Here is a 23,267-nt window from a genome sequence, read left to right as displayed (position 1 = left end):
AGGGGGCATTATATGTCGAAATTATCACGCTTAATCGAACAAGTAGAAATGGCACAAACATTATTATCATTGCAAATGGAACGCGAACAATTAAGAATGAAAGTGGAGCATTTAACCAATCTACTCACAGTTTATCAAAAAGTTAGCTTAGCAGAAACAAAGAGTCAAGTAAAGAATGCCTGTTCGCATATGAGTAGTACAAACGATGAGAATTTGATACACTTAAGAACAAATATACTTTAGCCTGAATGGGCAAAGATGAATAAATTAATAAAAAAGTAGCTGTTGTAGCGAACTATGATATTTTACGCTACAAGGTTAAAACAGATGAAATTACTCGAGGTGCTCTTTATGCAATTAATAGATGAAACATACCAATTAATAGAAGAATGTGATGCGTGTTTACACCGTTTTCATGAAATGCGACGTTTAGACAAGGAGCCGGATTTCTTTAATGAGGTCAAGCCACATGTCGATGAAGTCCATACACGTATTCACGAATGGCAGCAGCATGCGACAAATTGGATAAAAAGCCAGCACCCAAAAAATTTATATGTACAACAAATTGACCACGCAGCCGATGCAATGGAGCAATTTGTTGTACAGTCTTTCTTTAAAGGAACGAGCAAAAAACGGTTTATTCAATCGATCCAATCTGCCCAATATACATTAAAGCTACTCGCAACAAAGGTTGAGGAAGGTGAAGACGATGCTTAGCAAAAAAAGAACCATTTCGCAGCTTGTCGACGAGTGGCAATATGATGAGGAAATGAAGCAAAATATTGTCGCCATGCATACGATTGATGAAAAGCAGGCCCAATATGCAGATTTTCCGTCTAATTTACACCCATCGATCATTAAAGCATTGCATGGGCGCGGTATTGAGCAGCTTTATATCCATCAGCGCCAAGCATTCGACTATGCACAACAGCAAAAGCATTTTACTGCGATTACACCGACTGCTTCGGGAAAATCGTATTGCTACCATCTGCCGGTTTTACAGCAAATTTTAGAAGATCGCTCAAGTCGCGCTATTTATTTGTTTCCTACAAAAGCGCTTGCACAGGACCAGAAATCAGATCTTAATGAATTGATTGAACTGATGGATGAGGATATTTTGAGTTACACATATGATGGAGATACTGCACCAGGCATTCGCCAAAAAATCCGGAAAGCCGGCCATATTGTCATGACAAATCCCGATATGCTGCATTCAGGCATTTTACCGCACCATACGAAATGGGTATCCCTTTTTGAAAACTTGAAGTATATCGTCATTGATGAGTTACATACGTATAAAGGCGTGTTCGGTTCACATGTCGCGCATGTTATAAGAAGACTTCAGCGTATTTGCGAATTTTATGGAAGCAATCCGATTTTTATTTGTACGAGTGCCACAATCAAAAACCCTAAAGAACTGGCGGAAAGCCTGACAAACAGTAAGCATGAGCTGATCGAACAATCAGGTGCGCCTATCGGGAAGAAGACATTTATTTTTTACAACCCGCCGATCGTCCATCCGACATTTGGAGTTAGACGGAGCGCAGTGCTCGAAGTACGCGATATTTCGAAGCGCTTGTTTGAAGCGGGCATACAAACGATTATTTTTGCGAAATCAAGAGTTCGTGTGGAAATGCTCGTGACGTATTTAAAGTCGTTAACATCGAAAAAAATTATGGACGAATCGATTCAAGGATATCGTGGCGGTTATTTGCCGAGTGAACGGCGGGAAATCGAAAAAGGCTTACGAACAGGATCAATACAGATGGTCGTTAGTACGAATGCACTTGAATTGGGTGTTGATATCGGTCAATTACAGGCATGTATTATGACAGGCTACCCAGGGAATATCGCGAGTGCGTGGCAGCAAGCGGGCAGAGCAGGAAGACGTCAGGACGAGGCGCTCATTGTTTATGTTGCGCAATCAACGGCATTGGATCAATATGTTGTCCAAAATCCTAGTTATCTATTAGGAAGTTCACCAGAAGAAGCGCGTATTAATCCGGAAAATCTGTTAATTTTAATGGAGCATTTAAAATGTGCGGCATTCGAACTGCCATTTTCGATGGAAGATACGTATGGGGAATATGAAGTTCAGGAACTATTAGCCTATTTAGAAGAAGAGGGTGTTCTTGTCCGTACAAGCACGAAATGGCATTGGATGAGCGACAGATTCCCGGCACATGAAATTTCACTGCGTTCAGCTGCACAGGAAAATGTTGTCATTATCGATATTTCAACACCTGCCAATACGAAAGTAATCGGTGAAATGGATACGTACAGTGCAATGACTCTTTTACATGAAGAAGCCATCTATTTGCATCAAGGTATTCAGTTCCAGGTCGAAAAGCTCGATTGGGAAGAGAAAAAGGCATTCGTTCGTGAAGTGGATGTCGACTACTTTACAGATGCAAATTTGGCTGTCGAGCTGAAGGTGCTAAGTGAAGATAAATCGGCCCCATTTAAAAACTCGACAGTAAGTTACGGAGATGTCAGTATCTTAGCTATTCCGACCATTTTTAAGAAAATCCGTTTTAATACCCATGATAATATCGGATCTGGTCCGATTACGATTCCTCCAATGGAAATGCATACAAATGCGACATGGATGAGCTTTGAGTTGCCGAATAACTGGACGGAAGAACAACTGACCGATGCGCTGACAGGAGCTGCCTATGCAATGGGAAGCTTTATCCCGTTATTCATTCACTGTGACCGGTCGGATGTGTCGGTAGTCCCGCAAGTGAAAGCGGTTCATAATGAAAAACCGACATTGTTTATTTATGACAGTTATCCTGGTGGTATCGGTTTAAGTGAACGTGTGTACGATGTTTTACTGTCGCTGCTTGAAAGAACAGCTCAGCATGTGGAGAACTGTCCGTGTCAGCAAGGTTGTCCTTCATGCATTGGTGCGCAGGATAGTTTGGGAGAAAACAAAAAACAAGTTATGAAAGTGTTAAATATTTTAATCAACGAAATGATGTGAGAACATGTCGTATGAAAATAAGCTATTGCAAATGAAGAAACTGCTAGGCAAAAAAACGGAGCAAAAAAAAGAGAAACCAAAATTCATCAAACCTGAACCGCCTTTATATAGCGAACAATGGCAACAGGAAGGGCTTGAACTGGTAGAAAATGAATTCGGCATGCTTTTTAAACGGGAAGTGCATTATCCATTTGATTATCAGCACGGTGACTACAAGCTTGGGGAATTGTTTCCTTCCTTAAAGCGCTGGAAGTCCCAAGCTGAGGATCATCCGTTTGCCATTAGCGGTGATGAAACGATCGTGTTTTTTGATACAGAAACAACCGGTTTAAAAGGCGCGGGTACCCATATTTTTTTACTTGGTTTCCTGGAAGCAAATGATGAAGGTTTTACGCTCACACAATATGTATTGGCGGACCCTTCGAATGAAGCGGCACTACTGTTTGAATCAAAGCTATGGCAGCGAAATGTAACGATTGTTTCCTATAACGGAAAAAGTTTCGACTGGCCGCAGCTTCAAGTGCGCTGGACATTGAACCAGCAATTTTTGCCGCCGCTGAAATCACAGCGGCAAATTGATTTGCTGCATAGTACGAAACGACTTTGGAAAGACGATTTATCACGCATGAAGCTTACCCAAGTTGAACAGGATAAGCTTGGGTTTTACCGAATCGGGGATATACCGGGTCATTTGGCTCCGATTATATATTTTGATGCGGTCAAAAGCGGGAATGCGGAAACGCTGATGAAAGTACTGCTGCATAATGAATGGGATTTACTGTCGCTGATTACATTGTATATTCATTCGACGAATTTATTGTTTGATGATATATCAACGGAGTCGGCAACAACGTATACGAATATCGGAAAATGGTTTGGCGATTTGAAAAAGCGGCAAACAAGTACGGAAATACTTCAGGCAGTGACGGCACATTTCGAAACAAAAGATACCGGTTATGCACATTTTTATTTGGCATTTGAATTAAAGCGGATTGGAGAAACGGATTTAGCGATCCAATCATTCCAAACAGCACTTCCGGCCATCCCTGTCAGAAAACAGCTGCAGGCATACGAACAACTGGCAATGCTATATGAACATAAATTAAAAGACTACGAGCAGGCATACATTTATACGGAAATAGGGAATAATTTACTTCCTGAAATCCCTTTTCAAAAAGAATCACAGCTGCAAAATCAGCAAAGAAATTGGCAGAAAAGGCTTAGTCGTTTGGCCAATAAAAGAAATAAAAATTTTTTCGACAAATAATGAAAAATTTTTCGACAACTAGAACATATGTAGTCGTCCCATTTGTCAGACCTATGCTATAATAAATCAAAGAAGTAGCGTGATGGAAGGACGAGGAATAATGGATATTAAATTAACAGCTGACCATATATTGGAAAAAGAATTTAAAAAGAGTATGAAAGGTTATAACATTGACGAAGTGGATCAATTTTTGGATCTGATTCGTGAAGATTATGACACATTTACTGCAAAGATTGCTTCTTTAGAAGAGGAGAACGAGCGCTTAAAGCAAGAGCTGGCAAACTCAAGCCGCAAATCGGCGGTAGCTCCTGCTCCAACAGCGAATAGTACAAACTTCGATATTTTAAAGCGACTTTCAAACTTGGAGAAGCATGTTTTCGGGAGTAAGCTTTACGAATAGTTAAACTATTCATGGGAATATTGTTTTTTTTCTATTATTGCAGTATACTTTATTCATACATCAATATTCGAGTAATCGCTGCGACTTTTAAGGTCGTAGAGGAAAGTCCATGCTCACACGGTGCTGCGATGCCCGTAGTGTTCGTGCTTACTGAAAAAATAAGGTAAGGCAAGAGAATTTCTCTTGACGGCGGAAGGAACTCCTAAGTCTTTTAGATATGGACGAAACTTCCTGAAAGTGCCACAGTGACGGAGCTTATAGTGAAAACTATGAGGTGGAACGAGGTAAACCCCATGAGTGAGAAACCCAAATTATGGTAGGGGCACTCTCCTGAAGGAATTGAACGGATGGAGGGACGGTCAGCTTGGCCGTAGATAGATGATTACTACCTAGTCGTACGAGGCGCAAGCTGCTTGAGTACTTAGGAACAAAACATGGCTTATTGATTATTGATGCTTTTTTTTGAACATATAAAAGGGCTCTCCATTCTTTTGTGGAGAGCCTTTCTTAGTAGAAAAAATTATTATAAATATAAAAATAAAGGTTCATGACGGGGAATTAGGGAACTAAATCAATAAAACAATACCTCCTTCTGTCGGAGTGAATATATAAAAACTGTTCTTTATATAAGGGTGAGATGTCTTGAGCGAATTGAAGTCTAATAAATCCATCATACAAGAGCTGGCATTGTCACAGTTTCCAAAAGAATTAATCGAAAGAGTTTTTGAAAATATTGCGGAAGGTATTATGATTACCGATCGATATAGAAGAATTTTATCGATTAATGTTGCTTTTGAGTTTGTTACAGGCTTTAAATTGGAAGAGGTACAAGGGAAGAAACCGTCTATTTTGCAGTCTGGCGTGCATGACAGAGCTTTTTATATTGATATGTGGAAACAAATTGGCAAGGCAGGCATGTGGCAAGGTGAAATTTGGAATAGACGCAAGACGGGTGAATTATACCCCGAATGGCTGACAATACTAGCAATTAAAGATGAAGCAGGTAAAATTACAAATTACTGCGGCATTTTTACAGATTTATCTGAACGTAAAATCGTGGAAGACGAACTTGAAAAAAGGGCTCTTCATGATTCATTAACAGATGTGTGCAATCGTTTTGCCTATATTGAACGTATGAATGCACTTCTGGAAGTGACAGAGAACAAGGTGATGCCGATACAGCATGCGGTTCTTTTTATGGATTTAGACCGCTTTAAGCAAGTGAATGATTTGCTCGGACATGCCATTGGTGATCAGTTATTGGTAGAAGTATCCAAACGCGTGAAAACTTTAGTGAGAAATAAGGATATTTTAGCGCGCTTTGGTGGGGATGAATTTGTCATTACATTAGCAAATATCCAACATCCAAGAGAAGCTGCAAAATTTGCTGAGCAGGTGCTCCGGGTTTTTGAAACGCCGATTAAAATTCACGATCAGGATATTTATATATCGACAAGTATGGGAATCAGCATTTACCCGGCGGACGGTATGACAACAGAACAACTATTGAATCGTGCTGATCGGGCCATGTCATTTTCAAAAGACAATGGGCGCAATTGCTACTCATTTTACTTTGACGATTTGGAAACTGATTCGAATCGAGTGCTGACACTTGATAGTGAGCTCCGTAAAGCGATTGAAAACAGGGAATTTACGCTTGCCTACCAGCCGAAAGTTAGTACCGAAAACAACGAAATTATCGGAATCGAAGCATTAGTACGTTGGAACAGTGAGAAACTTGGCTTTGTATCACCTGCTGAATTTATCGAACATGCCGAAGAATCGGGTTTAATTATCCCACTGAGCGAAATGATTTTCGAGCTTGCATGTGAAGGCTATCATCAGCTAGTTTCTGCCGGGTACCCAAATGTACCGATAGCAGTAAATGTTTCGAGCATTCACTTCCAGCAGCAAAGCTTCTTAGATTCGGTTCAAAAAATTTTAGAGCGGAATAATGCTTCGGCACAGAGCTTTGAAATCGAAGTGACTGAGCGAACAGTAATGAACAGTGCGCAGGAGACAGTGAGTAAACTAGTAAAACTGAAGCAATTAGGTTTTAAGCTTTCGATCGACGACTTCGGGACAGGGTATTCTTCATTAAGTTACTTAGTGCGATTCCCGCTCGATGTGCTGAAAATTGACCGCAGCTTCATTCAGCATATTTGCTCGCTTGATGATAAGCAGGCAATTGTCGATGCGATTATTCAAATGGCGCATCGCCTGCAAATGAAAGTAGTAGCTGAAGGTGTGGAAACAAGCCAGCAAGTCGATTTGCTTAAATCGATGGGCTGTGATTATATACAAGGGTATTACTACAGTAAACCTTTGCCTATGGAAGAATTAATCGACTTCATCCAATTTTGGGAAATCGAGCATCAAGGAAGGATTTAAACGCATGACAAAATTTAATTTAGTTGCAACAGCTGCGATGGGCCTAGAGGCAATTGTAGCAGAAGAAGTACGTGATCTAGGATACGAAACACGTGTCGATAACGGCAAAGTATATTTTGAAGGCGATGAGATGGCGATTGCTCGCACGAATCTATGGTTGCGTGTAGCGGACCGTGTGAAAATCGTCGTTGCCCAATTCCCGGCTAAAACATTTGACCAGCTATTTGAAGGTGTAAAAGCTGTTCAATGGGAAAAATACTTGCCGGTGGATGCAAATTTCCCGGTGTCAGGTAAATCGGTCAAATCAACATTATTCAGTGTACCGGATTGTCAGGCAATCACGAAAAAAGCGATTGTTGAACGAATGAAGCTTGCTTATAAACGTTTAGGGTTTTTAGATGAATCCGGCCCGACATTTAAAATCGAAATTTCGATTTTAAAAGATATGGCAACATTAACGATTGATACATCGGGTGTAGGCTTGCATAAACGCGGATACCGCACGACACAAGGTGAAGCCCCATTAAAAGAAACACTTGCAGCAGCATTAGTGAAAATTTCAAAATGGTCACCAAGCCGTCCGTTCGTAGACCCATTCTGTGGTTCGGGAACGATTGCATTGGAAGCGGCTATGATTGGCCAAAATATCGCACCAGGCTATAACCGTGAATTTATTTCGGAATCATGGCCGTGGATGAAGCAGGATATTTGGGATAAAGCGCGTGATGAAGCGGATTCTTTAGCGAATTATGATCAGGAATTAACGATCATCGGTACAGATATTGATCATAAAATGGTTGCCATTGCGCAAGAAAATGCACTTGAAGCAGGTTTTGGCGATTTATTGACATTCAAGCAAATGCAGGCGACGGATTTCACAACGAAGCTGACAGACGGGGTTATTGTTACAAACCCTCCATATGGTGAGCGTATCGGTGAAGTAGAAGAAATCGAGAAAATGCTGCGCCAGTTTGGTCAAGTTATGCAAAACTACCCAACATGGTCAGTATACATGCTGTCATCAATGGAAGACTTTGAAGTACATTACGGTAAAAAAGCGACGAAAAAGCGTAAATTATTTAACGGATTCATCCGCACAGATTTATACCAGTATTGGGGTCAAAAATCTAAGCGCGAAAATTAATAACGAAGAGCGTGTCCGAGAAGACATTCCGGAGAGCGCTCTTTTTGTTGCATATTATTAGTCTTTTTTATGTGAATCGTTGTATAATGATAAGTACGGAATTTTTTAATATAAATTGTAAATTGTTAGTATTTGCGGGAGGAATTGTATACGTTCCTTCCGCCTCATATTGAGGGGGAACATCCATTTGAGAAAATCTTTACCTTTTGAATTATCGAGAGAGAAAACTTTCTTCGACTCTTTAGGCGATTGGTTAGGCGATGTCCTGTATGACGAATTGCCTGAACGAGGATTTGAATGCCGTGACGAACAAATTTTCATGGCTTACCAAATAGAGCAAGCTTTAAAAGAAAAGAACGTGTTATTTGCGGAAGCTGGAGTAGGAACAGGAAAAACAATTGCCTACTTATTACCGGCAGTATCTTATGCACGTTATACAGGAAAACCGGCACTTATTGCCTGTGCAGATGAAACTTTAATCGACCAGCTCGTAAAAGAGGGCGGCGATATTCATAAACTTCGTGATGTATTAGGACTGGATATTGATGTCCGTCTTGCAAAATCACGTGACCAATATTTATGTTTAAAACGCTTTGAAGAAGCGGAAAAAACGGAAACAGAAGAGTGGATTGATGATATTGCATTTTCAATTCCGGATGGGGTATATGCACAGGGCAGTATGATTGCCGTGCAGCCATACGGGGAGCGCTCGGATTATCCGTTAGTGACGGATGAAGACTGGGAGAAAGTAAACTACAATTCAATCATGCAATGTGCGGTTTGTGATTTACGTAATCGTTGCGGCCAAACATTACACCGTGCACATTACCGTAAATCGACGGATCTTATCATTTGTTCACAAGACTTTTTAATGGAGCATTTGGCGACAAAGGAATCACGTGAACGTGAAGGGCAATTACCGCTATTACCGGAAGTTTCAATGATGGTGCTTGATGAAGGACATTTACTTGAATATGCAGCCCAAAAAGCATTAACCTACAAAGTTCAGGCGTATACGATTGTAGAGTTATTGGAACGATTAATGGTAGATGGTGTTCGTGAGCGTACATTATATGCGATGGAACATTTACAAGATCACCATGAACTGTTTTTTGACCAGTTGCGTGAAGATGTCATTAAATCAGAAGAAGACCGTAAACGTATTGTGAAATCAGAGCGACTGATCCACTTAGGCGAGCGCGTCATTGCATATGTCGATCAGCTGCTGGAAGAATTCGTTTTTGAATCGGAACTCTATATGATTCCGGAATATGAGCTGAATATGGCGGAAGAGTTTTTAGAGCATTATGTAGCGGCAATTCGTATTTTTGTTGCACAAGGCGATGCTGTTGATTGGCTGGAGGATAATGATGGAGAAGAGACGCTCGTCATTATGCCACGCCTGATTACAGATGTTCTTTCTGAAACGTTATTCTCGAAAAAAATGCCAATCGTGTTCTCATCGGCTACACTATCGGTAAATAAGGATTTCAGCTATATCGCATCAAGCTTAGGCATTGAACAATACCAAAGCTTCAGTGTACCATCACCGTTTGATTACGAAGAAGTAATGAAAATTTATTTACATGAACTTTCGCAATCCGAAAAAACTGCAAAAGTAGAGCAGCTTTTGAAAGATGGTAAACAAACATTAATTTTATTTAAATCAAAACAGGCAATGAATCACTTTAAATCTAATGTTGGTTTAATGGAACGCTTAAATATCGCATTTGAAGGCGACCGTGAGCTTTCGGCAATTGTCCGTGAGTTCCAAAACGGTGAAGTGAAAACATTATGTTCGTATCATTTATGGGAAGGCTTGGATTTACCGGAAGAAGCGTTAACGCGCGTCATTATTTTCGACTTGCCATTCCCGCCGCATGACCCATTATTTGATGCAAAACGTTCATTTGCACAAAATCCATTTGAAGAAGTTGAGTTACCATTCATGCAGCTTCGTCTTCAGCAAGGAATGGGCCGTCTAATTCGTACATCGAATGATCATGGTGACATTCATATTTTATTAAATAATGAAGAAGCAAGCGTGAAATCACACTTCACAGATATTTTAGCAGTGGATCCACAATAATGTTCAACCCCGTTCGAGTGTTTCGAGCGGGGTTTTCCTTTTGGATTTGTAGGGGCGCGCTATTTTCTAATAAGTAGTAGCGATGTTCTAATTTAATAAAAAATCTTCTAATAAAATGCTGATTTTCTAATAAGTGAATCATTTCTTTTTAATATGAAGATGAAAAGTTCAAATATAGTAGTGAAATCTTCTAATAATTATTAGGGTTGTTCTAATATCCGTAAATTTCTTCAAATAAAAAAACCTTTCATTGAAAGAATCAACAAAAGGCAAAAATGATTTACTCTTCTTCTTCAGTATCAATTGTATATAGAATAATTAAATCCCCGATACCTTCTAAAGTAGCAGGTATTTTAAATGCTTGCTTAAAGCCGAATAATTTTGTATGACCAACCATCACGGTAGGTGGCGTAATATCAAGTTCCAAATCATGTTGGACTGTGTATGTACATAAATTACCGGCAATCATATTCCCGAGTTCGCCTGTAAAGGACTCAAGCATAGCACCTTCTAAAGGCATTCCGAACATCGCAGAGCCGATTGCACTAAAACTTTCCGGTGTGCCGTCAATGATAATGCGTCCTTTAACATCACCAACTAATCCTATAAGCACACCCATCTCAAGTTGTTCGTACGGTTCATTTATGATGGAAGGAGATTTCACATCTATAATCATAGGTAATATAGTTTTTAGTGAATGGATTGTCCCGTTTAAGATAGTTTGAATATGCGTCGAATTACTCAATAATAATTTCTCCTTCCTAGACTTTTAATTCATATTAACATGTTGCTTCGGTATATGTATAGAAGAAAATTAAAAGACACTGTATTGACAGAAAATTTCGGAGCATATATAATGAAAATGATAATTATTATCAACAAATGGGGCGGTGTTTAAAATGTTGTATGCTTTTATTGGAGCAACAGTGATCGTTTATGTGGCAATTGGAAACTATGTTATGAAAAATACAGCAAATTAAAAATAAAATATTAAAAACTATTCATCGCATTGTCACATTGACAATGCGATTTTTATGTAATAGAGTAGAAATTTCATGAAATATGTTCCAAAATAGGAAGTATAGATATTTGATAAGTGAGGTCATCACATTGGTCAACGTTGTAAAGAGAAATAATATTTCGATCAAGGGTAAGGGAGAGCAAGTTTTATTATTTGCGCATGGGTTTGGCTGTGATCAAACTTTATGGCAAAGTTTGATTTCTTATTTTGAGGAATCGTACAAAATTATTCTTTTTGATTATGTAGGTGCTGGTAACTCCGATATAACGGCATATGATAGGGTGAAATATAATAGCTTAGATGGTTATGTACAGGATGTCATTGACATTATTGAGGCATACGATCTTAAAAATATTATTTTTATTGGTCACTCTGTAAGTTCGATGATCGGTATGCTCGCTGCTATAAAAATGCCGCAATACTTTTCAAAGCTTATTATGATAGGCCCTTCCCCTTATTATTTGAATGATGGAGATTATAAAGGGGGATTTGATCGAAGTGAAATTGATGAACTGCTTGTAACAATGGAAATGAACTTTGAAGGTTGGGCAAGCTATATGGCCCCAATTGCAATGGATCAATCAAGTGATGCACCATTAACAAAGAGACTTGAAGAAACATTTGTATCAACGAATTCAAGTATTGCGAGACAGTTTGCAGAAGTCACTTTCTTTAGTGATTCACGATATCGATTAGGGGAGACGCAAATTCCTATATTAATCCTGCAATGCGCGAATGATAGTATTGTACCGATTGACGTAGGCTATTATTTAAGCGCTCATATTCCGAACAATGAATTGGTAATATTAGATACTAGAGGTCATTATCCACATTTAAACGACCCGAAATTAACAGCAGAAATCATATTAAACTATATAAAATAAGAATAGGGGCGTATGCATTGATGGAGAGACGTCTAGCTCAATTGCCTTGTGGATATATTGTTACAAACGAGCAATATACAATTATTGATGTAAATGAAACATTTTTGCAATGGACAAATTACAGGCTTGAAGAGTTATATGGACAACATCTTGAAAAGTTGTTTTCATCCAGTAGTAAATTAATTTTCCATTCGTATTTTTATCCTAATATGGCAATGTATCAATTTGTAGATGAACTTTTTATTAATATACAGAATGCTGTTGGACAAACAATGCCATGTTTAGTCAATGCAAAACAAGTAAATAAGGAAGGTAAGAATTTTGTCGATATTGTCATGATGCCAATGAACAAGCGAATTGAATATGAGCGTGAAGTTCGACAAGCGAAACTATTATTGGAAGAAGCATATAACGAAAAAACAACCGCCCATGAACATTTGCAGCGAATTAATAAAAAAATTGAAGAGAAACAGCAGCAATTAATTCAACTGAACGATTAACCGGTATTGGCAATCGCCGTTTTTTTCAGCAAAAGCTTCAAATCCATATTGAGCAGTTTGATAAACATGGAATTCCATTTTCCTTGCTCGTAATGGATATTGACCATTTCAAACAGGTGAATGATATATATGGACATGCAATAGGAGATTTGGTTTTAGCACAATTAGGAGTTCTATTGAAAACAGCTGCTCGTGACCAGGATATTCCTGCACGATTTGGGGGCGAAGAATTTATTTTACTGTTAGGCCAAACAGATGAAGAGAAAGCGTTTGAAATTGCCCAACAGTTGATTAAACAGTTTGAGAAAACAATATGGCCATCAGTTGGTCGGTTAACGGTAAGTATCGGCTGTACAACATTTAAAAAGGGTGATACTGAGAGCTCTGTTTTTGAACATGCGGATGATGCACTCTATGAATCAAAGCGAAATGGACGCAACCAGGCAACACAGTATGAAGCGATGAAAAGGATGTAGCTTTCTTTTTTAGTTTTAGGATAATAGATACATACAATAAAAGGCTATTGAATTAATTACTTCATTAGCCTTTTTAATGTCGATGAAGTTTTCGTACAATTACATTTTCTTAATAGCTAAAGCCAATGTTCAATACAAGTAATTGATTGGTTGATCGTATCCAGACGGATTTTTTTGCCGATCGCCAAAGGGAACATCGGGTGGGTATGGGCACAGTCGATATCGGCAAGAATAGGAATAATTTTATCATCCAGCTGTTCCAATAACAGGTCAAGCGGCAGCTTGCCTGTCCCTTCATCATCAAAGAGCTCGTGTTTTCCAAGGATAATACCGCCAACTTTGTCGAATATCCCGTGCAATTTCAACATCGCAAAATTCTTTTCTACAGTTGACGCACACTTCAATGAATCCTCAATGAGTAATATATCACCGGTATTAATAACAGGAAAATAAGCTGTCCCGATGAAACCGTACATTGTATTATTATTGCCGCCTATTAAACGTCCTTCAACAACACCTTCATGAACACTGATCCATTTATTTGAGTAGAGTGTTTTTGGCTTCTCATAATCTAGCCAGTTAATCATTTCATCTGACCAAATTCGTGGCATTGGAATCGAGTACGGAACGCTTGGTTGACAAAAATAGCGGTCAAAATAATTGTATGTTTCATGGACAAGCGGCTCAAATTCTCCGAACGAAGGGATGAGTGCCGGACCGTAAAATGTAGGAATATTCGTTTTGGCAAAAAGAGCCAATAAAATTGCAGTAGTATCAGAGTAGCCGACCACAATTTTCGGGTCATTTTTAAACGCATCGTAATCTATATAGGGGAGAAGGCTATTCGAATTCGTGCCGCCGATTGAGGACATGATCATTTTAATTGATGGATCTCTTAGTAGCTGATTAAATTCTTCAGCACGTTCCTTTGGCGTCCCTGACCGATATCCATCTTGTTTACCTGTAAGATTTCCCTCGATAATTTGAAATCCTTTTTCCTCCAAAAATTCTTTACCGCGACTGTATCGCAACTTTGCGGTAGTAGTTGCCGGTACAGAAGATGAGAAAATGCCGATCTTATCTCCACGTTGTAATGGATGAAACATATAATCACCTATCTTTGCTAATTTATAGTTTCGGGTATATGTTAAAATTATACAATATATTCGAGCAGAAAAAAGGAAATAATAAATGTAGAGTATATGATAGAAAATGAGGAGGTGAGCAGCTAGTTACGGCAACTAGTGTCCAATGAACAAATTACAAAAAATTTATGATCAGGCAAAGCAAATGACAGCAGGTGGTAAGGTCGCCTCATATATACCAGCACTTGCTGCAGCAAATAGCGATTTGTTTGCGGTGAGTTTACTAAGTGCAGAACAGGAAATTGAATTAGGTGATTGTACAGAAACTTTTACACTTCAAAGTGTCGTGAAAGTAATCAGTTTTATGGTTGCTGCAAATCATCACGGTATTGAGGAAATCATGCATTATGTTGATGTGGAGCCGACAGGAGACTCATTTAACTCAATTGTGCGATTGGAAGGGCATAATAATAAGCCTTTTAACCCGATGATCAATGCAGGGGCGATAACAATTGCTTCGTTACTTCCGGGTGAGACAATGTTCGAAAAAGTGAAATCTGTGACGACTTATTTAGAACGCATGATCGGAAAGAAAGTGCATATTAATAATGAAATCTATTTTTCGGAATACCAGTCAGCTGATTATAATCGGGCAATCGCCTATATATTACAGGCGAACGGTTTCCTGAAATCTGATGTTGAGGAAGCTCTCCAAGTCTATTTACAGCTTTGCTCGATTTCAGTAGATGTGACCGACTTAGCGAAAATGGCATTTTATTTTGCGACTAATGGAAAAGATAGTGAAGCTTGCTGCAATAAAGAGGTAATTAATATTGCAAAAGCTTTAATGCTCACATGCGGCATGTACAATGCATCCGGAAAATTTGCAGCGTTTGTAGGGTTGCCGGCAAAAAGCGGTGTATCCGGTGCAATCATTGCCGTAGTCCGTAATGGTGAAATAGAACAACTGCAAGGTCCGATTGGAATTGGCATTTATGGACCAGCCATTGATCAAGTCGGCAATAGTGTAGCGGGTATCGAGTTTTTGATGCACCTGTCAAAGGAATATGATTTGTTTTGTTTATAACAGGAAAAGGAACATTCTCTCAAAAAAATGAAGGAATGTTCCTTTTTTAATTTAACGATAAGGAAGGAGCTCAATAACTTTCGTTGCTGTGTTTTTTACAAATGTGGCATCATGCTCCACAAATAACAAAGTTGGTTTAAATTGAGCAATCATTTTTTCAATCTGTTGATGGTTAAAAACATCTAAATAGTTCAGCGGTTCATCCCAAATATAAAATTCTGCTTCGAGTCCGAGCGACTTTGAAAATTCGACTTTCTTTTGCTGACCCATGCTCATCTTTTCAATTGGTACTTGAAAAACATCACGGTTAAATCCGAAAATACGCAAATTGTTTAAAAATAATGTGTAGTCGATTTGCTGCTCAAAGGCAAAGTCTTTTAACATCCCTTGATTATCCTCATAATTTTGGCGGATAACACTTGTGCTCAACCCTTGTGGCATAATCATTTCGCCGTCTACAGTACCAGGAAATGTACCCTGTAAATATTGAACAAGTGATGTTTTACCACTGCCATTCGGACCGACAATGGCAACTTGCTCCCCTTGGAAAATTTCAAATGAAATAGGTTGGAACAGAGGTCGATCATTGTAGCCCAACGTAAGGTTTTTCACGCGAAGTACAGGATTCCGATGCTTCAATTGGCAGTTAATCGTCAAATCGCTTATTGTTTCAATATTTTTCAGCAGCTTCGTTTTATCCTCAATTTTTTCCTGTGTGCGTTTTTCAATTGCTTTTGCTCGTTTATTCATGCGCTTTGCAATTGCATTTCCGAATGGATCATTTCCTGAAGGCTTTTCACGTTGCGCGGCCCAGTTAGACTTTTCGCGAGCCGTTTTTTGCAGGCGGTTGATTTCAGCGTTTAATGAGCGATTTTGCTCGAGTTCAAACTCGTCCTGTAGCTTCTTCTGCTGTTCATAAACTGAAAAGTTTCCTTTGTATACGCTAATTTGATTTTTTTCAATCGCCAAAATATGTGTGACAACTTCATCGATAAATTGACGGTCATGACTGACAACGATAAAGCCTTTTTTCTTTTTTAAATAGTTTGCAACGATGGACCGGCCTTTCAGATCGAGGTGATTCGTAGGTTCGTCAAGCAGAAGAAAACGGTTTTCTTCACCGAAGACAGCAGCAAGCATTACTTTTGTTTGTTCGCCGCCCGACAATTGTTCAAAAGGCATCCATAACAACGATGAGTCAAGCGACAAAAGCTGGCATTCCCGCTCGAGCTTCCATAACTCAACGGGCATGACCTCATTAATCGCATAATACGTAGTAACCTTTGGATCACGAATGGCAAAGGGAAAATAATGAAATTCTTCATCACTTATTACTGTTCCGCTATATGGTAATTTATTTTGCAGTAAATGAAGTAAAGTTGTTTTTCCGCGACCATTACGTCCTATTAGACCAAGCTTCCAAGTATTATCGATCGTTATGTTTATATTTTTAAATAATGGTTCTTCGAGTAAATCATAGCTAAATGATACGTTTTTCAATTCTATTGGCATATAGCATACCTCCAAATTTTGATTTGAAAGTATACGCATTCACAAAGAATATTTATATATAAAAAATCCTTCTGAAAGTGTCAGAAGGATTAGTAATCATACGTAAATAAGCCTTTAAGTTCGCTAAAGGAGTATAAATGGGCAGACTAATCCTATTTTATGTGAAAATGCGTATACATTTTTACGTGTAAAATAGAATTACTTATCCATCAGCCATTCATCTTCCTTTCCAGTAAATTATTAGTAGTATGCCATAGATTGTTCGGAAATTCAACCCCCTAATTCTAGAGGAAACAACTCCTATAGAAGATCCTGTTGTTCTCTGGAGAAAATTATAAAATCAGAATGGCCCAAAATAGTAAACATAAAATAAAAATGTTTACAAATATAGTAACGTATATTATAAATGTTATAGAGGTGATATTTTTTGGAAATTCAAAATATTTCAACGGAAGTACTTATAAAAGGATATGAAATGAAACAGGAAAGGTATCAATGTTTGTTTTGTAAACAGTCCTATCATTTAGATGAAGTCTTTCCATATAACAATCGTTTTCTGACAGCGAATGGCATGATTAAAAAACACATTGAGCTGGTACATATTTCACCATTTCACGCATTGCTTGCTTTAGATAAAAAAGTAAGCGGGTTATCAGATGTTCAAATTGAAATGTTGCAGCATTTTTTCGAAGGCAAAACCGATCAGGAAATTGTAAATGATAGCAATGTATCGAGTGTATCGAGTGTATCAACAGTTCGCCAGCACCGCTTTAAATTTCGCGAAAAGGAAAAACAGGCGAAAATTTTTGTTGCTCTCATGCAGCTAATGAAAAACCCTGAACATTATCAAATACATAAAGGGGCGAGACAAGTGGACGAACGTTATAGTATTGAACAGAAGGAACGAGAAAAAGTATTGACTACCTATTTTAAAAACGGGTTGGATGCGGGGGTTGAAACAATTCCTAGTAAGGAAAAGAAAAAGATCATTATCCTCCAGCATATTTTAAATCGTTTTGATGCAGGCAAGCACTACCATGAAAAAGAAGTAAATGAAATTTTAAAGACTGTCCACGATGATTTTGTATCACTGCGCCGTCATCTGATTGAGTATGGCTTTATGGAGCGGAGTGACGATGGTTCAGAGTACTGGGTGAAATGATAGGGGGTCTTTCAATGAAGGTAGAGCTGACACGATATCGTGTAAAAGCCGGGAAAACTTCTAAAGTAAAAGAATGGATGGATTTTTTAAATGATCATATGGAAGATGTACTTGTAACACTTGAGGGAGAGAAAATGTTTGTGGAAACGATTTTCCACGAACATTTGAATGGTGAAGAATATTTATACTGGTATTCGGTACAAGGAAGCGGTGGGGTGGATGTAGATGATTCTACCCATTGGATTGATAAAAAGCATTTGGAATACTGGGAGGAATGCATCGATGAAAATTTTGGTTCTATCGATTTGAAAACAGAAGTCGTAATGATTCCTGAAAATGTACGGGCTAGTATGAACTGATAAAAGTATAATTTGTAATATTAGGAAAGTAAATTTGCTGAAAATAAATTTTACTCTGTAGGATTTCAATAAAATACATTCATTTTCGTCCTTTAAACCATAAAACCAACTAAATTTATACGATTATCTTAATCTTAAACAAAATACTTGTATTATAGTAGTAAAATATTATATTATATCCCTATTGATAAACTTGGTTTTAATAATAGGAGGAATTATTTTGTTGCAAATGGCAATTACGGGTATCCTTTGTGGTGCTCTTTTAGGCTTTGTGATGCAACGTGGACGTTTCTGTTTAACAGGCGGTTTCCGTGATATGTACATCGCTAAAGATAATCGTATGTTTTATGCTTTACTAGTAGCCATTGCAGTTCAAGCGGTAGGTGTATTCCTACTAATTGAGGCAGGGGCGTTTGAATATACAGCAGGTCAGTTCCCATTATGGGCAACGATTGCAGGCGCATTTATTTTCGGTATCGGGATTATTTTTGCAGGCGGTTGTGCTACAGGTACTTGGTATCGTGCAGGTGAAGGCTTAATCGGAAGCTGGATAGCATTAGCATTTTACATGTTGATGGCAGCTATTATGAAGTCAGGTCCATTAGCACAATTTACAGTTGATGCACGTACACCGGTAGTAGGTACTGATTCAATTGCCGATACATTTGGCATTAATGTCTGGTTTTTAGTCATTCCATTTGTTGCATTGGTGGCGTTCATTGTTTACCGTGAATTACGCAAACCACGTGTGAAAATTCCAGGCTTGAAACCTAAGAAAACAGGCTTGGCACATATTTTATTCGAAAAACGCTGGAATCCTTATGTGACAGCAACTTTAATCGGTTTGATCGCAACATTGGCTTGGCCGTTAAGTGCGGCATCAGGACGTATTTTCGGTTTAGGGATTACAACACCTTCAGCAAATATTCTACAGTTTTTAGTAACTGGGGACTTAGACATCATTAATTGGGGAGTATTCCTTGTAATGGGTATTTTATTCGGTTCTTACTTCGCTGCTAAAATGAGCGGTGAATTCCGATTACGTACACCAGATACAAAAACAGTTGTCCGAAGCTCTGCCGGCGGTATTTTAATGGGGTTCGGCGCAAGTCTTGCAGGCGGCTGTTCAATCGGGAACGGTCTTGTAATGACATCAATGATGACTTGGTCAGGTTGGGTTGCTTTACTATTCATGATTTTGGGTACTTGGACAGCATCGTACTTCGTATTTGTGCGTCCATCAAAAAAACGTGCAACAGCGCGTGCTTAAGGAGAGAATTTAAATGAAAAAAACATTAGAAGTATTAGGAATGGTTTGTCCGTTTCCGTTGATCGAAGCAAAAGAAGCAATTAAAGAGTTAAACACAGGTGATGAGCTGGAAGTACAATTCGATTGTACTCAAGGCACGGAATCAATTCCGCGCTGGGCAGCAGAAGACGGCCATGAAGTAACAAACTACGAGCAATTAGGCGAAGCTTCTTGGACAATTACAATTAAGAAAAAATAATTTATGAGTTACGGGCAGCATCTCGATTTATGAGGTGCTGTTTTTTTAATGGGGTGACAGGATAGATAGGGATTACATATTACCCGACACTATAATTTGTGAGATTTTATTTATTATGAAGCTATTAAGGCAAATTAAATTTAAAATAAATTTAGGCTATGGCAGAGCTTTTATTAGAACATTTAGGGGAGTTATTAGAAAAAAACGGAGCGATGTTAGAAGTTTGAACAACGATATTAGAATATAGCGTGCCAAAATTTATTTGAAGATTTCCGATTATATTAGAAGAACTCCCATCATCACAGCCCTTCATCTTTTAATAAATGACAAAAGGGACTATTGTATAGCCCCTTACAATGAATTAGCAGACAATGACAACTGATAATTTGTCAGCGCAGGTTTCAATAAATCAAGAAACGCTTTAAAAGCTGGTGATTGCTGGCGCTCCTTCTGATAGATCAGCAATGTTTCTCTTTCCAGTATAGGGTGCTGAATGATATGAGCCTGCAGTTTGTCCGACGCATGTAAATCAAACAATGTTTTGGCTACAATCGTTCCGCCAAGGCATTGCTCGACAAACTGAAAAATAGCCGGAATGCTGGAAGTTTCAAACTTTGGCTCAACCGTTAATTTGTCCGATTTAGCTGCAGCATTTAATATCCGCCGGCAAAGATGCGCATTTGGAAACAAAACAAGTGGTTCTTTTAAAATATGGCACAATTGCACGGGTTCTTCAAGTCGTGTAGCAGAGTCTTTGCTTTCTACATAGCAGAACTTTTCAGTGTATAAAGGAATCTCCACAAACTGTTCATCGTAGTTTTCAATTAGTGGTGAAAAAGTAAATCCGAAATCGATGGTATTGTTTTTTATTAATGAATGAATATCTTCACCGGAAGTAACCGTTACTTGTATATGCGGATATTTATGCATGAACTTTAAAACTAAATCTGACACAATATTAGTCAATTCACCAGGCAACGCGCCTACACGAAGAATCCCTTTTTCAAGTGAAGCCAATTGTTGCATTTGCATTTTAGTTGTATGCAATGTTTGAAATATCGTTTGTGCTTGGCGATAAAGAATCTGACCAGCTTCCGTAAGGGTGATTTTCTTACCAATCCGGTTAAACAACGGGGTATTCACTTCATTTTCGAGCACTTTAATTTGCTGGCTTAAAGTTGGCTGTGCAATATTAAGCCGTTCAGCAGCTCGAGTAAATTGCATCTCCTCACATAACATTAAAAAGTATTCTAAATGCCGTAATTCCATAGAAAACGCCTCACTTTTATAGTTATAAACTATTATATGTACTGTTTATATAATTAATATCTATTGTAAGGTAGAACCATATAAATAGAAAGGGGGTTTAATATCCCTATTCGACTGGCAGCTGCTTGAATAGAAATTCCCTTTTATTCATAACGTGAATATTGAGGTGAATTTTTTGAAGTGGATTTCAACTATTTCCAAAAAAAGATTGAGATTAATCTTTTCTGCTTTTATTCTTTTCGGAGTAATTGTTTTTATAAGACTGTTTTATGTGCAAATTATTCAGCATGATAAACTAACGGAACTTGCCAAGACGAATTGGGATCGGGAAATCCCGTTTACTTCAGAGCGCGGAAAAATTACGGATCGAAACGGTAAACTTATTGTTACGAATGAATTAGCGCCAACGCTTTATTTCATGCCAACACAGAATGAGAATATTGAAGAAGCTGCAAACCAGATTGCAGAGGTGCTTAAGTTGGACGCCAAAAATTTATACGAAAAAATGAATTCTAAAAGCTATCTAGTCAAACTTGCACCGGAAGCGAAAAATATTTCATACGAACAAGCCGTTAAAATTCAAGAATTGAAAATTGACGGACTATATAGTGGTGTAGATTATGACAGGAGTTATCCGTACGGGAATTTGTTATCACGACTAGTCGGATTTACAGGGTATGATTCGCAGGGACTTGCAGGAATTGAATATCAATATGATAAACTTTTGACTTCTAAAGATGCAGCAATTAAGTTGTTTACTGATGCAAAGGGGAAGGCATTACCCCATGTGAATGATGAATGGCGGGAAGGGAAGCAAGGGGCAACGGTAGGCTTAACAATTGATGTGGAAGTTCAGAAAGTAATTGAACGAGAACTGTCTCAAGCTATGACAAAATATAACGCAGAACAGGCACTGGCCATTGCGATGAATCCTAAAACAGGTGAGATTTTAGCTCTTTCTTCATATCCTACATACGATCCTTATAAGTTTGAAGAAGTAGAATCATCTATTTATAACCGGAACTTGCCGGTCTGGATGACATATGAGCCGGGATCAACCTTTAAAATTATTACACTGAGTGCTGCTGTTGAAGAAAATGTAGTGGATCTCGAAAAAGATACTTTTTTTGATAAAGGTTATACGATGGTGGAAGGTGTAAGACTTCGCTGTTGGAAACGTGATGGTCATGGAGAGGAAACGTTTTTACAAGTAGTGGAAAATTCTTGTAACCCGGGATTTATCGAACTTGGTCAACGAGTAGGTGCTGACAAGTTAATGAAGTACATTAAGGATTTTGGGTTTGGTAAAACAACTGGTTCTAATATTGCCGGAGAAGCGTCAGGTATATTATTTTCCGAAGAGGCATTTGGACCGGTTGAACATGCCACCACTTCTTTTGGGCAAGGTATATCTGTGACACCTATTCAACAAGTGCAGGCAGTTTCTGCAGCTGTAAATGGCGGTAAACTCTTTACGCCATATGTTGTTTCAAAAGTATACAACCCGGAAAGTGGAGAAGTGGTTATAGAAAATAAGCCGACCTTAAAACGCAATGTGGTCAGTGAGGAAACTTCCAAAATAGTAAGAGACGCGCTGGAGTCAGTAGTAGCAAATGGGTCGGGGCGGGCTGCTTACCGGGATGGACTTCGCATAGGCGGGAAAACGGGTACTGCTCAAAAAGTAGAAAATGGACGCTATAAAGATGGGGACTATATCGTATCATTTATAGGTTTTGCACCGGCAAATGATCCTGAAGTTGTCGTATATGTAGCGGTTGACAGTCCTAAAGGCGAATTAGTATTCGGCAGTACAATTGTAGCGCCGATTGTTGGACAGATTATTGAAGATATTGCACCTATTTTAGGGATCGAAAAAGATCGAGAAGGCCAATTGGAAAAGCAATATCGCTGGGGTGATGAATTGACGGAGCGCGTACCTGATTTAGTAGGTGTATCTGTTAATGAAATTATGGAGTTGGAATATCCTTATCAAATTAAAGTACATGGAGAAGGCGAGACAGTAAAAGCGCAGTTACCTGAGCCGGAAAGTGTATTAGAACTAGATGGCACTATTCATCTTTATTTAGAAAAATAATATTAAACTTTTTGAAAAACAACCATTTGCTC

General features: G+C 38.5%; 21 protein-coding genes and 1 other RNA gene. 18 read left to right on the top strand and 4 right to left on the bottom strand.

Features of this window, described 5'->3' with window-relative positions; genetic code table 11:
* Positions 1-12 precede the first annotated feature (12 nt).
* From M3166_RS07445 to M3166_RS07405, 9 genes are all read left to right on the top strand, one after another.
* Positions 13-243 (top strand): molecular chaperone, encoded by a 231-nt coding sequence (locus M3166_RS07445; RefSeq protein ID WP_251688817.1) that lies wholly within the window; start codon positions 13-15, stop codon positions 241-243.
* Positions 244-351: 108 nt separating this feature from the next.
* The gene (locus M3166_RS07440) at positions 352-717 is read left to right on the top strand and encodes a YppE family protein (RefSeq protein ID WP_251688815.1); all 366 of its coding nucleotides are present in this window, start codon (positions 352-354) and stop codon (positions 715-717) included.
* Positions 710-2,986 carry a DEAD/DEAH box helicase gene (locus M3166_RS07435; RefSeq protein ID WP_251688813.1) on the top strand — a complete coding sequence of 759 codons (2,277 nt, stop codon included), beginning with the start codon at positions 710-712 and terminating at the stop codon, positions 2,984-2,986. Before M3166_RS07440 ends, M3166_RS07435 begins: the two co-directional genes overlap by 8 nt.
* 4 nt (positions 2,987-2,990) lie before the next feature.
* Positions 2,991-4,253, top strand: coding sequence for a ribonuclease H-like domain-containing protein (locus M3166_RS07430; protein WP_251688811.1), 1,263 nt, complete (start codon positions 2,991-2,993; stop codon positions 4,251-4,253).
* Positions 4,254-4,353: 100 nt separating this feature from the next.
* On the top strand, positions 4,354-4,653 hold the full coding sequence (gpsB, locus tag M3166_RS07425) for a cell division regulator GpsB (protein WP_079528712.1): 300 nt from the start codon (positions 4,354-4,356) through the stop codon (positions 4,651-4,653).
* 63 nt (positions 4,654-4,716) lie between these two features.
* An RNA gene (rnpB, locus tag M3166_RS07420) (RNase P RNA component class B) lies at positions 4,717-5,100 on the top strand.
* Positions 5,101-5,295: 195 nt separating this feature from the next.
* Complete coding sequence (locus M3166_RS07415; protein ID WP_251688809.1) at positions 5,296-7,044, top strand: putative bifunctional diguanylate cyclase/phosphodiesterase; 1,749 nt, start codon at positions 5,296-5,298, stop codon at positions 7,042-7,044.
* A gap of 4 nt (positions 7,045-7,048) precedes the next feature.
* Entirely contained in the window at positions 7,049-8,188 is a 1,140-nt protein-coding gene (locus M3166_RS07410; RefSeq protein WP_251688807.1) for a THUMP domain-containing class I SAM-dependent RNA methyltransferase, read from the top strand.
* 187 nt (positions 8,189-8,375) lie between these two features.
* Complete coding sequence (locus M3166_RS07405) at positions 8,376-10,277, top strand: ATP-dependent DNA helicase (protein ID WP_251688805.1); 1,902 nt, start codon at positions 8,376-8,378, stop codon at positions 10,275-10,277.
* Positions 10,278-10,557: 280 nt separating this feature from the next.
* Here M3166_RS07405 and M3166_RS07400 read toward each other — a convergent pair whose 3' ends face one another.
* Positions 10,558-11,022 carry a chemotaxis protein CheX gene (locus M3166_RS07400; RefSeq protein WP_251688803.1) on the bottom strand — a complete coding sequence of 155 codons (465 nt, stop codon included), beginning with the start codon at positions 11,020-11,022 and terminating at the stop codon, positions 10,558-10,560.
* 365 nt (positions 11,023-11,387) lie between these two features.
* Between M3166_RS07400 and M3166_RS07395 the strand changes: the two genes are divergently transcribed.
* From M3166_RS07395 to M3166_RS07385, 3 genes are read left to right on the top strand one after another with little or no spacing between them, the layout of a single operon-like run.
* Positions 11,388-12,182: an alpha/beta fold hydrolase gene (locus M3166_RS07395; protein ID WP_251688801.1), complete on the top strand. Its 795-nt coding sequence runs from the start codon at positions 11,388-11,390 to the stop codon at positions 12,180-12,182.
* 20 nt (positions 12,183-12,202) lie between these two features.
* On the top strand, positions 12,203-12,682 hold the full coding sequence (locus tag M3166_RS07390; RefSeq protein ID WP_251688800.1) for a PAS domain-containing protein: 480 nt from the start codon (positions 12,203-12,205) through the stop codon (positions 12,680-12,682).
* Positions 12,661-13,158, top strand: a complete 498-nt coding sequence (locus M3166_RS07385; protein ID WP_353056573.1) for a GGDEF domain-containing protein — start codon at positions 12,661-12,663, stop codon at positions 13,156-13,158. The genes M3166_RS07390 and M3166_RS07385 overlap by 22 nt, the downstream gene beginning before the upstream one ends.
* Before the next feature lie 116 nt (positions 13,159-13,274).
* Here M3166_RS07385 and M3166_RS07380 read toward each other — a convergent pair whose 3' ends face one another.
* On the bottom strand, positions 13,275-14,264 hold the full coding sequence (locus tag M3166_RS07380) for a S66 family peptidase (protein WP_251688798.1): 990 nt from the start codon (positions 14,262-14,264) through the stop codon (positions 13,275-13,277).
* A 145-nt stretch (positions 14,265-14,409) separates the two neighbouring features.
* Here M3166_RS07380 and glsA point away from each other — a divergent pair, with 145 nt between their 5' ends.
* On the top strand, positions 14,410-15,330 hold the full coding sequence (glsA, locus tag M3166_RS07375) for a glutaminase A (protein WP_251688796.1): 921 nt from the start codon (positions 14,410-14,412) through the stop codon (positions 15,328-15,330).
* Positions 15,331-15,381: 51 nt separating this feature from the next.
* Here glsA and abc-f read toward each other — a convergent pair whose 3' ends face one another.
* Positions 15,382-16,842: a ribosomal protection-like ABC-F family protein gene (gene abc-f / locus M3166_RS07370; RefSeq protein ID WP_251688794.1), complete on the bottom strand. Its 1,461-nt coding sequence runs from the start codon at positions 16,840-16,842 to the stop codon at positions 15,382-15,384.
* A gap of 427 nt (positions 16,843-17,269) precedes the next feature.
* On the opposite strand from abc-f, the gene M3166_RS07365 reads away from it, so the two are divergent.
* The 4 genes from M3166_RS07365 to M3166_RS07350 all read left to right on the top strand — a co-directional run bounded on the left by M3166_RS07365 (position 17,270) and on the right by M3166_RS07350 (position 19,871).
* Positions 17,270-18,004, top strand: coding sequence for a DUF2087 domain-containing protein (locus tag M3166_RS07365; protein ID WP_251688792.1), 735 nt, complete (start codon positions 17,270-17,272; stop codon positions 18,002-18,004).
* A gap of 14 nt (positions 18,005-18,018) precedes the next feature.
* A complete protein-coding gene (locus tag M3166_RS07360; RefSeq protein ID WP_251688790.1) occupies positions 18,019-18,363 on the top strand; it encodes a DUF6176 family protein in 345 nt (114 codons plus the stop codon).
* A 220-nt stretch (positions 18,364-18,583) separates the two neighbouring features.
* Positions 18,584-19,633, top strand: coding sequence for a YeeE/YedE family protein (locus M3166_RS07355; RefSeq protein WP_251688788.1), 1,050 nt, complete (start codon positions 18,584-18,586; stop codon positions 19,631-19,633).
* A gap of 13 nt (positions 19,634-19,646) precedes the next feature.
* On the top strand, positions 19,647-19,871 hold the full coding sequence (locus tag M3166_RS07350; protein WP_008404823.1) for a sulfurtransferase TusA family protein: 225 nt from the start codon (positions 19,647-19,649) through the stop codon (positions 19,869-19,871).
* A gap of 351 nt (positions 19,872-20,222) precedes the next feature.
* Here the strand turns inward: M3166_RS07350 and M3166_RS07345 are convergent, their stop codons facing one another.
* Positions 20,223-21,140, bottom strand: coding sequence for a LysR family transcriptional regulator (locus M3166_RS07345; protein WP_251688786.1), 918 nt, complete (start codon positions 21,138-21,140; stop codon positions 20,223-20,225).
* A gap of 175 nt (positions 21,141-21,315) precedes the next feature.
* Between M3166_RS07345 and M3166_RS07340 the strand changes: the two genes are divergently transcribed.
* The gene (locus M3166_RS07340) at positions 21,316-23,235 is read left to right on the top strand and encodes a penicillin-binding transpeptidase domain-containing protein (RefSeq protein ID WP_251688784.1); all 1,920 of its coding nucleotides are present in this window, start codon (positions 21,316-21,318) and stop codon (positions 23,233-23,235) included.
* Positions 23,236-23,267 lie beyond the last annotated feature (32 nt).

It is taken from the genome of Solibacillus isronensis (assembly GCF_023715405.1).
In the GTDB taxonomy this organism is placed as follows: Bacteria; Bacillota; Bacilli; order Bacillales_A; family Planococcaceae; genus Solibacillus; species Solibacillus isronensis_B.
The sequence above is the reverse complement of the archived record's forward strand: the minus strand, read 5'-3'. Positions and strand labels throughout refer to the sequence as shown.